Source organism: Azospirillum sp. B506, assembly GCF_000333595.1.
GTDB lineage: Bacteria > Pseudomonadota > Alphaproteobacteria > Azospirillales > Azospirillaceae > Azospirillum.
The window spans coordinates 1-7,227 of record NZ_BADK01000871.1 but is presented as its reverse complement, the minus strand read 5'-3'; the positions used below and the strand labels follow the sequence as shown (position 1 = coordinate 7,227).

The following is a 7,227-nucleotide window of genomic DNA, read 5'->3' as shown; positions in this document are numbered from 1 at the left end:
TGACGATCCGACGGGATCATCGGCATGATGTCTGTCATGCAGCCCTCTCCTTCCCCAAGCGTCCGGCGTTACGGCGTGGTCGCAGGGGTTTTGCCCGCCGGGGCGGCATCGGGCGAACCGCGCCGGAGGCGGTTTTCGCCCAGGAACAGCAAGATGGGTGCTGCGATGAACACAGACGAGCTGGTCGCAAGGATGACGCCGAAGATCAGCACGATGCCGAAGTCCTGCAACGCCTCGCCGCCGAACAGCGCCAGCGGGATGATGGACAGCAGCGTGCAGACCGAGGTGCCGACCGTGCGGTTCAGCGTCTCGTTGATCGACATGTCGATCAGATCGCGCAGCGGCATCTTCTTGTAGATACGCAGATTCTCGCGCATGCGGTCATAGACCACGACCTTGTCGTTCACCGAATATCCCATGACGGTCAGGATTGCCGCCACGGCCGTCAGGTTGAACTGGATGTCGGTGACGGCATAGAATCCGACGATCTTGGTGATGTCGAGAATCAACGTCACCACCGCGCCGAAGCCGAACTGCCATTCGAAGCGGAACCAGATATAGACCAGCATCGCCAGCATGGCGAGGCCGAGCGCCAGCATCCCGTTGGCGAACAGCTCGCCGCTGACCGAGGCGCCGACCGCTTCGACACGGCGGACCTGGGTACCGGGAATGGCTTGTGCCAGTGTGTTGCGCACCTTGTCGGCGGCGACCTGTTGGGCGGCGTCATCGCCGGGCTGCCGTTCCAGGCGGATCAGCACATCTTGGGCCGAGCCGAACTCCTGCAACGCCACCTGCCCCATGCCGAGGCCGGACAGGGTATGGCGCAGCGAGGCGAAATCGGCGGCGTCCGGAGTGCGGGCCTCGATGACGATGCCGCCACGGAAGTCGATGCCGTAATTCAGGCCGGGGTGGAAGAACAGGATGATGGAGGCGATGGACAGGATCGCCGACACGACAAGGCCGGCGATGCGGCCGTTCATGAACGGGATCTTGGTGTTGTCGGGGACGAGGCGGAGATGGAACATCGTATGACCTCTCAGACCGGCAACACGGCCGGACGGGTCCGGCGCAGCCATGTCACCATCATCAGGCGCACAAGCACCGTGGCGGTGAACATGGAAATGAGGATGCCGAAGGTGATGGTGACGGCGAAGCCCTTGATGGTGCCGGTGCCGAAGACGAACAGCAGGGCCATCTTGATGGCGGTCGTCAGGTTGGAGTCGACGATGGTGCTGTAGGCGCGGCTGAAACCGGCTTCCATCGAGGCGAAGACGCCGCGGCCCTTCTTCGTCTCTTCGCGGATGCGTTCATTGATCAGGATGTTGGCGTCCACCGCCAGACCCAGCGTCAGCAGGATGCCGGCGATGCCCGGCAGCGTCAGCGTGGCGTGCAGCAGCGACAGCGCCGCAATGGTCAGCACGATGTTCACCAGCAGGGCGAAGCAGGCGAAGGCACCGAACAGCCCGTAGCACGCGATCATGTACGCGCAGACCATCAGGAAGCCGACGACCACGGCGGTGAGGCCGGCGCGGATCGAGTCGGCGCCGAGATCGGGACCGACCGTGCGCTCCTCGATCACTTTCAGCGGGGCTGGCAGGGCGCCGGCGCGCAGCAGGACGGCGAGGTCGTTGGCGTTGGCGGCGGTGAAGTTGCCGCTGATCTGGCCGCGGCCGCCGGTGATCGGCTCACGGATGACGGGCGCACTGATGACCTTGTTGTCGAGCACGATGGCGAAGGGCCGGCCGACATTCTGCTTGGTCACTTCGGCGAAGCGGTTGGCGCCCGCGGTGTTGAACTCGAAATTCACCACCCATTCGCCGGTCTGCGGGTTGGTGCCGGCCGATGCGTTCTGCAGCGTGGCGCCATCGACCTCGACCTTCTTGCGGATGACGTATTTTGATTGGTAGCGGTCGCCCTCGGCCGATGGCAGGATCTCGGATCCCGGAGGGGCGCGGCCGGTGTTCGGATCGGCATTCACGTCAACCAGCCGGAAGGTCATCTTGGCGGTGGTGCCGAGCAGCCGCTTGATGCGGTCCGGATCCTCGACGCCGGGCAGCTGGACCAGGATGCGGTCGTTGCCCTGGCGGGCGATGGTCGGCTCGTTCACGCCGGTCTCGTCGATGCGGCGACGGACGATTTCGATCGACTGTTCGATGGCCTGGGTGGCGCGGTCGCGCAGAGCGACCTCGCTCAAGGCCACGGTCACGGTGGCTCCATTGACGGTCACGTCGAGGTCCGGCTGCCCGACGCCGAGCGCCGTGCGGCCGACCGGGCTGGAGAGCTGGCGCAGGGCCTTCACCGCCTCGTCGGCCTGGGCCGGGTCGCGCAGCTGGACGGTCACGGCGCGCTCGCCGGCGTTCAGCGCGGTATAGCCGACATTGGCGGTGCGCAACTGCTGCCGCGCGCCATCGACCAGACCTTCCACGCGGTCGCGGATGACGGTGGCCATGTCGACTTCAAGCAACAGATGCGATCCGCCGCGCAGGTCGAGACCCAGCGACACCCGAGTGTCGGCATACCAGGACGGCAGCGCCGCCAGCGTGCCGCGGCCCAGGAAGTTGGGCAGAATCAGGACGAACCCGGCGATGCAGGTCGCCAGGATCAGGTAAATCTTCCAGCGCGAAAAATAGAGCATGCGTCACTCGAATCCGATCAGACACCCGGTCCGGGCGGCCGGTCCGCCCTGTCATAAGGCGGCCGGCCTGGCCGGACGGGAAGCGCCTTCGGGCCGACCCGCGGAAGAGGGGCCCGGCTACGGCTTACTTGCGGCCGAACAGCTTGCCGATGCCGCCGGCGACGGTGGTCTCGGCCGGCTTGGCTTCGCCCTCGGCGGCCGGAGCGGCATCGCCACCGGACTTGCCGGCCGGCTCGGTCTTGGCGAGCACCAGATTGACGGTGGAGCGCAGGCAACGCACGCGCACGTTCTCCGCGATCTCGACGGTGATCTCGTCGTCAGTGCCGACCTTGGTGACGACGCCGATGATGCCGCCGCCGGTCACGACGCGGTCGCCGCGGCGGATGGCCGACAGCATCGCCTTATGCTCCTTCATCTTCTTCTGCTGCGGACGGATGAGCAGGAAGTAGAAGACGACGAAGATCAGGATCAGCGGCGCGAACTGGACGAGCATGTCACCGCCGCCGCCAGCCGGGGCCGCCGTCTGTGCATAAGCCGTCGAAACGAACATCTGGAAGCTCCTTACAGGTTTGGTCTCGGCACCGGGTCGGCGTTCCGCCGGGACGCCGCGACTATAGCCGCCCATGACCGGGATGCAATGGTGATGCGCCACAATCCGCGGGGCGGCCACGGCTTGTGTGCTTGCCCTGCTGTGTTACGGTGCGAAGGCGTCGGAAAGATGGCTGCGCGGGCACCCACTTTCCATGGAACATCCAGAAAAAAATCCGGAAAATTATGTCGCACTCAAAAAAAGGCTCCGGCAAACGCGATGGCGATAAGTCTGGTGCCGACCAGGCGCTCGTCCCTCTGCTGACCCGCATTGCCGAAGCGCTGGAGCGTCTGGCCCCGCCGCCGGAACGGCCGCTGGATTTCGGCGCGGCGGACGCCTTCGTCTGGCACCCCGATCCCGACCGGCTGGAAGCGGTCCCGGTGGTCAACCGCGTCGACATCATGCTTCTGCAGGGGATCGAGCGGCAGCGGGAGATCCTGTTGGACAACACCCGCCGCTTCGCCGCCGGGCTGCCGGCCAACAACGCCCTGCTGTGGGGGGCGCGCGGCACCGGCAAAAGCTCGCTGGTCAAAGCGGCCCATGCCGCCATCTGCGCGGAGCGGCCGGGCGAACTGGCGCTGGTGGAAATCCACCGCGAGGACATCCCCACCCTGCCTCGACTGCTGATCAGGCTGAAGGACGAGGCCCGCCGCTTCATCCTGTTCTGCGACGATCTGTCCTTCGACCATGACGACGCCCATTACAAGTCTCTGAAGGCGGTGTTGGACGGCGGGATCGAGGGGCGGCCGGACAATGTGGTGTTCTACGCCACGTCCAACCGCCGCCACCTGATGCCGCGTGACATGATCGAGAACGAGCGGTCGACCGCCATCAACCCGGCGGAAGCGGTCGAGGAGAAGGTATCGCTGTCAGACCGCTTCGGTCTGTGGCTCGGCTTCCACAACTGCGACCAGGACACCTATTTCGCGATGATCGAGGGGTACGTCCGCCATTTCGGCCTGGACATCCCGGAGGACCGGCTGCGCGCCGAGGCCGTCGAATGGTCGGTCACGCGCGGAAGCCGGTCTGGTCGGGTCGCCTGGCAGTTCATCCAGGACTTGGCTGGCCGCCTCGGGACGCCCCTTCGCTGACCTTGCGGTCCATCTGGTCGCTCGGGTCGACGGCCTGGCTGCCCTTGCGCAGCTCGAAATGCAGCTGGGGCGAGGACACGCCGCCGGTCTGGCCGACCCGGGCGATCACCTGCCCCCGCTTCACCGCTGCGCCGCGCTCCACCTCGATCTTGTCGAGATGCGCATAGGCGGTGATCCAGCCGTCGGAATGCTTCAGCAGCAGCAGGTTGCCGAAGCCGCGCAGCTCGTTGCCGGCATAGGCGACCACGCCATTGTCGGCGGCAACCACGGCAGTGCCCTTCGGCGCGGCGATGTTCAGCCCGTCATTGTGCAGCCCGTCGGGCTTCGGCCCATAGCCGGAGATCAGCTTGCCCTTCACCGGCCACAGGAAGCGGGCGCCGCCGCGCGGCGGCGGGGCGGCGACCTCGGCCTTCGGGTCCGGTTTGGGCGGCGGGGCAGCTGCAGCAACCTCCTGCTGTGGAGGAGCGGACTGCGCGGCAGGCGCCGGAATCGGCGTCGGTGCCGGCTTGCTGCCGGGCGGGCGCAGCATTGTCGGGGCTTGCCCAGGCTGATAGGTGGTATCGCCCGACGCGAACGGGGGAGCGGCGGCAGGGGCAGGTTCGGGCGCGGAACCGGGCTTGGACGGCGGCGGCAGCGGCGTGGCGGCGATGCTGCCAGAGGAAACCGAGCCCGAGGACGGAGACGCACCGGGCGGCGGCAGTTCGGCCGCCTGCACCGATCCGCGACCAGCCGGGGAACCCTGCGGAGTCAGCGGCACGGCTCCGCCGGTTGCCATGCCGGAGGCCGTCCCGGAGGCAACCATGGTCCCGTTGCCGTCGGTGCTGCCGGGCAGGCGCAGGGGTTGGCCGACCTGCACGGCATAGGGTGGCGTCAGGTTGTTCAACCGCGTCAGTTCGCTGACGTCGACATTGTGCATCCGGGAGATGCTGTAGAGGCTGTCGCCCTTCTGCACGATGTACTGGCGCGACGTGGGGAGGACCAGCCGTTGGCCGACCTCCAGCCGGTAGGGCGGCGCCAGCTTGTTCGCCTCGATCAGGTCACGCAGCGGCACATTGTAGCGGCGTGACAGGGTATAGGCGCTGTCGCCCTTCTGCACCGTGATGGCGCCGGCAGCGGATTCCGGCGTTTCGGAGACATGGGTGAAGGGGGCCAGCCCCCCCACCCGCTCGCAGGCGCCGAGCGCCAGGACAGCGGTGGACAGCACCAGTGCCGGCAGGACACGCTTGGAAAATTCAGGTTTCATGCGGAACGGACCGATGGCGGCGGGTCGGACAGCAGCGGAACGAAACGGACGGGCCACAGGTCCTCCCGGATAAGGCCAGCTTCGGAACGCCGGAAGCGCACGACCTTCTGATCGCGATGATCGCTCCCCAGCGGAATGACCATGACACCACCAACGGCGAGTTGATCCGTCAAGTCTTTTGGCGGCTCCGGCCCACCGGCGGCTGTGACCAGTATGCGGGCGAAGGGCGCCTGTTCCGGCCACCCACGCGTCCCGTCGCCGAGCCGCGTGGTGATCGTGTGAATGCCGAGTGCCCTGAACCGCTCCTCCGCCTCGCGCAGGAGCGGTTTCAGCCGCTCGATCGTGAAGACCCGGCGGCACAGCCGCGACAGCACCGCGGCCTGATAGCCGGAACCGGTGCCGATCTCCAGGACAAGATGTCGCGGGGTCAGCTCCAGCGCCTGCGTCATCAGGCCGACCACCAGCGGTTGGCTGATGGTCTGGCCCAGGTCGATGGGCAGGGCCACATCCTCCCATGCCCGGTCCTGGAAGGCTTCCGGGACGAACAGCTCGCGCGGGATCCGCTCGATGGCCGCCAACACTTTCGTGTCGGTGACGCCGGCCCCGCGAAGGGCCATCAGCAAGCGGATCTTGCGCGGGTTGTAGGTCACACGAAGGCCTGCCTCAACGTCTGCAACGTCGGTGTGTGGGTGAGGTCGAGATAGATCGGCGTCACCGAGATGCCGCCGTTGAACACGACATGGATATCGGTGTCGTCAGCCACGTCGGCCTCGCCGCGCAGCGTCCCGATCCAGATATAGGGTTTGCCGCGCGGGTCGACGCGCTCAAACAGCTCGTCGCCGATCTTGCGCTTGCCATGGCGCACCACCTGGATACCAGTCACCTCCGCGGCGGGGCGGGCCGGAAAGTTGACGTTCAACAGCACATTCTTCGGCCAGGGGACCGTCACCGCCTTGCGCACCACGTCCGCCCCATGGGCGGCGGCGGCGGACCAGTCGATGGGCTGCCCCGGTTCGTAATGCTGGCTCATGGCGATGGCCGGAACGTTCAGCAGCGTCGCCTCCATCGCCGCGGCGATGGTGCCGGAATAGGTCACGTCCTCGCCGATGTTGGAACCCTGGTTGACGCCGGACAGAACCAGCGTCGGACGGGCGTCCTTCATCACATGGTTGACCGCCAGCAGCACGCAGTCGGTCGGCGTCCCGTCCACGGTGAAGCGGCGGTCGTCCAGCTTGCGCAGGCGCAGCGGCCGGTTGATGGTCAGCGAATGGCTGGCCGCCGACTGCTCCATCTCCGGCGCAACGACCCAGACGTCGTCGGACAGCTCATGCGCGATGGCTTCCAGGACCTTCAATCCCTGCGCGTGGATGCCGTCGTCATTGGTGACGAGGATCCGTGTGCGGGACAGGTCGAGCGGCAGGTCGAACATCAGATGGAAATCCTCTCCACTCCGCGCATGTAGGGGCGGAGCGCTTCGGGAACCAGGATCGAACCGTCGGGTTGCTGGTAGTTCTCCAGCACCGCGATCAGGCAGCGCCCGACCGCCACACCCGATCCGTTGAGGGTATGGACGAATTGAGTTTGCTTCTCGCCCTTGGCGCGGCAACGGGCCTTCATCCGCCCGTGCTGGAAATCTCCGCAATTGGACACGCTGGAAATCTCGCGGTAG

7 protein-coding genes and 1 pseudogene are annotated in these 7,227 nt (G+C 66.6%); 1 reads left to right on the top strand and 7 read right to left on the bottom strand.

The window, feature by feature from the left end; all coding sequences use genetic code 11:
* Positions 1–68: 68 nt before the first annotated feature.
* The 3 genes from secF to yajC all read right to left on the bottom strand — a co-directional run bounded on the left by secF (position 69) and on the right by yajC (position 3,185).
* On the bottom strand, positions 69–1,025 hold the full coding sequence (gene secF / locus I71_RS26915) for a protein translocase subunit SecF (RefSeq protein ID WP_042701204.1): 957 nt from the start codon (positions 1,023–1,025) through the stop codon (positions 69–71).
* An 11-nt stretch (positions 1,026–1,036) separates the two neighbouring features.
* The gene (gene secD / locus I71_RS26910; RefSeq protein ID WP_042701202.1) at positions 1,037–2,635 is read right to left on the bottom strand and encodes a protein translocase subunit SecD; all 1,599 of its coding nucleotides are present in this window, start codon (positions 2,633–2,635) and stop codon (positions 1,037–1,039) included.
* Positions 2,636–2,759: 124 nt separating this feature from the next.
* Positions 2,760–3,185 (bottom strand): preprotein translocase subunit YajC, encoded by a 426-nt coding sequence (gene yajC, locus I71_RS26905; RefSeq protein ID WP_042701200.1) that lies wholly within the window; start codon positions 3,183–3,185, stop codon positions 2,760–2,762.
* Positions 3,186–3,409: 224 nt separating this feature from the next.
* On the opposite strand from yajC, the gene I71_RS26900 reads away from it, so the two are divergent.
* Positions 3,410–4,315: an ATP-binding protein gene (locus I71_RS26900; protein ID WP_042701198.1), complete on the top strand. Its 906-nt coding sequence runs from the start codon at positions 3,410–3,412 to the stop codon at positions 4,313–4,315.
* Here I71_RS26900 and I71_RS26895 read toward each other — a convergent pair.
* The 4 genes and pseudogenes from I71_RS26895 to I71_RS26880 form a co-directional block, all read right to left on the bottom strand.
* Positions 4,272–5,558 carry a LysM peptidoglycan-binding domain-containing M23 family metallopeptidase gene (locus I71_RS26895; protein ID WP_042701196.1) on the bottom strand — a complete coding sequence of 429 codons (1,287 nt, stop codon included), beginning with the start codon at positions 5,556–5,558 and terminating at the stop codon, positions 4,272–4,274. The genes I71_RS26900 and I71_RS26895 overlap by 44 nt on opposite strands.
* Positions 5,555–6,208: a protein-L-isoaspartate(D-aspartate) O-methyltransferase gene (locus tag I71_RS26890; protein ID WP_042701194.1), complete on the bottom strand. Its 654-nt coding sequence runs from the start codon at positions 6,206–6,208 to the stop codon at positions 5,555–5,557. Before I71_RS26890 ends, I71_RS26895 begins: the two co-directional genes overlap by 4 nt.
* Positions 6,205–6,987 (bottom strand): 5'/3'-nucleotidase SurE, encoded by a 783-nt coding sequence (gene surE, locus I71_RS26885; protein WP_042701192.1) that lies wholly within the window; start codon positions 6,985–6,987, stop codon positions 6,205–6,207. The genes I71_RS26890 and surE overlap by 4 nt, the downstream gene beginning before the upstream one ends.
* Positions 6,987–7,227 (bottom strand): annotated as a pseudogene (locus I71_RS26880) (serine--tRNA ligase); the annotation flags it as partial. The pseudogene I71_RS26880 and the gene surE, both read right to left, overlap by 1 nt.

Coding starts and splice junctions, on each gene's coding strand:
- secF (WP_042701204.1), bottom strand. CDS start 1,025: ATGTTCCATCTCCGCCTCGTCCCCGACAACACCAAGATCCCGTTCATG.
- secD (WP_042701202.1), bottom strand. CDS start 2,635: ATGCTCTATTTTTCGCGCTGGAAGATTTACCTGATCCTGGCGACCTGC.
- yajC (WP_042701200.1), bottom strand. CDS start 3,185: ATGTTCGTTTCGACGGCTTATGCACAGACGGCGGCCCCGGCTGGCGGC.
- I71_RS26900 (WP_042701198.1), top strand. CDS start 3,410: ATGTCGCACTCAAAAAAAGGCTCCGGCAAACGCGATGGCGATAAGTCT.
- I71_RS26895 (WP_042701196.1), bottom strand. CDS start 5,558: ATGAAACCTGAATTTTCCAAGCGTGTCCTGCCGGCACTGGTGCTGTCC.
- surE (WP_042701192.1), bottom strand. CDS start 6,987: ATGTTCGACCTGCCGCTCGACCTGTCCCGCACACGGATCCTCGTCACC.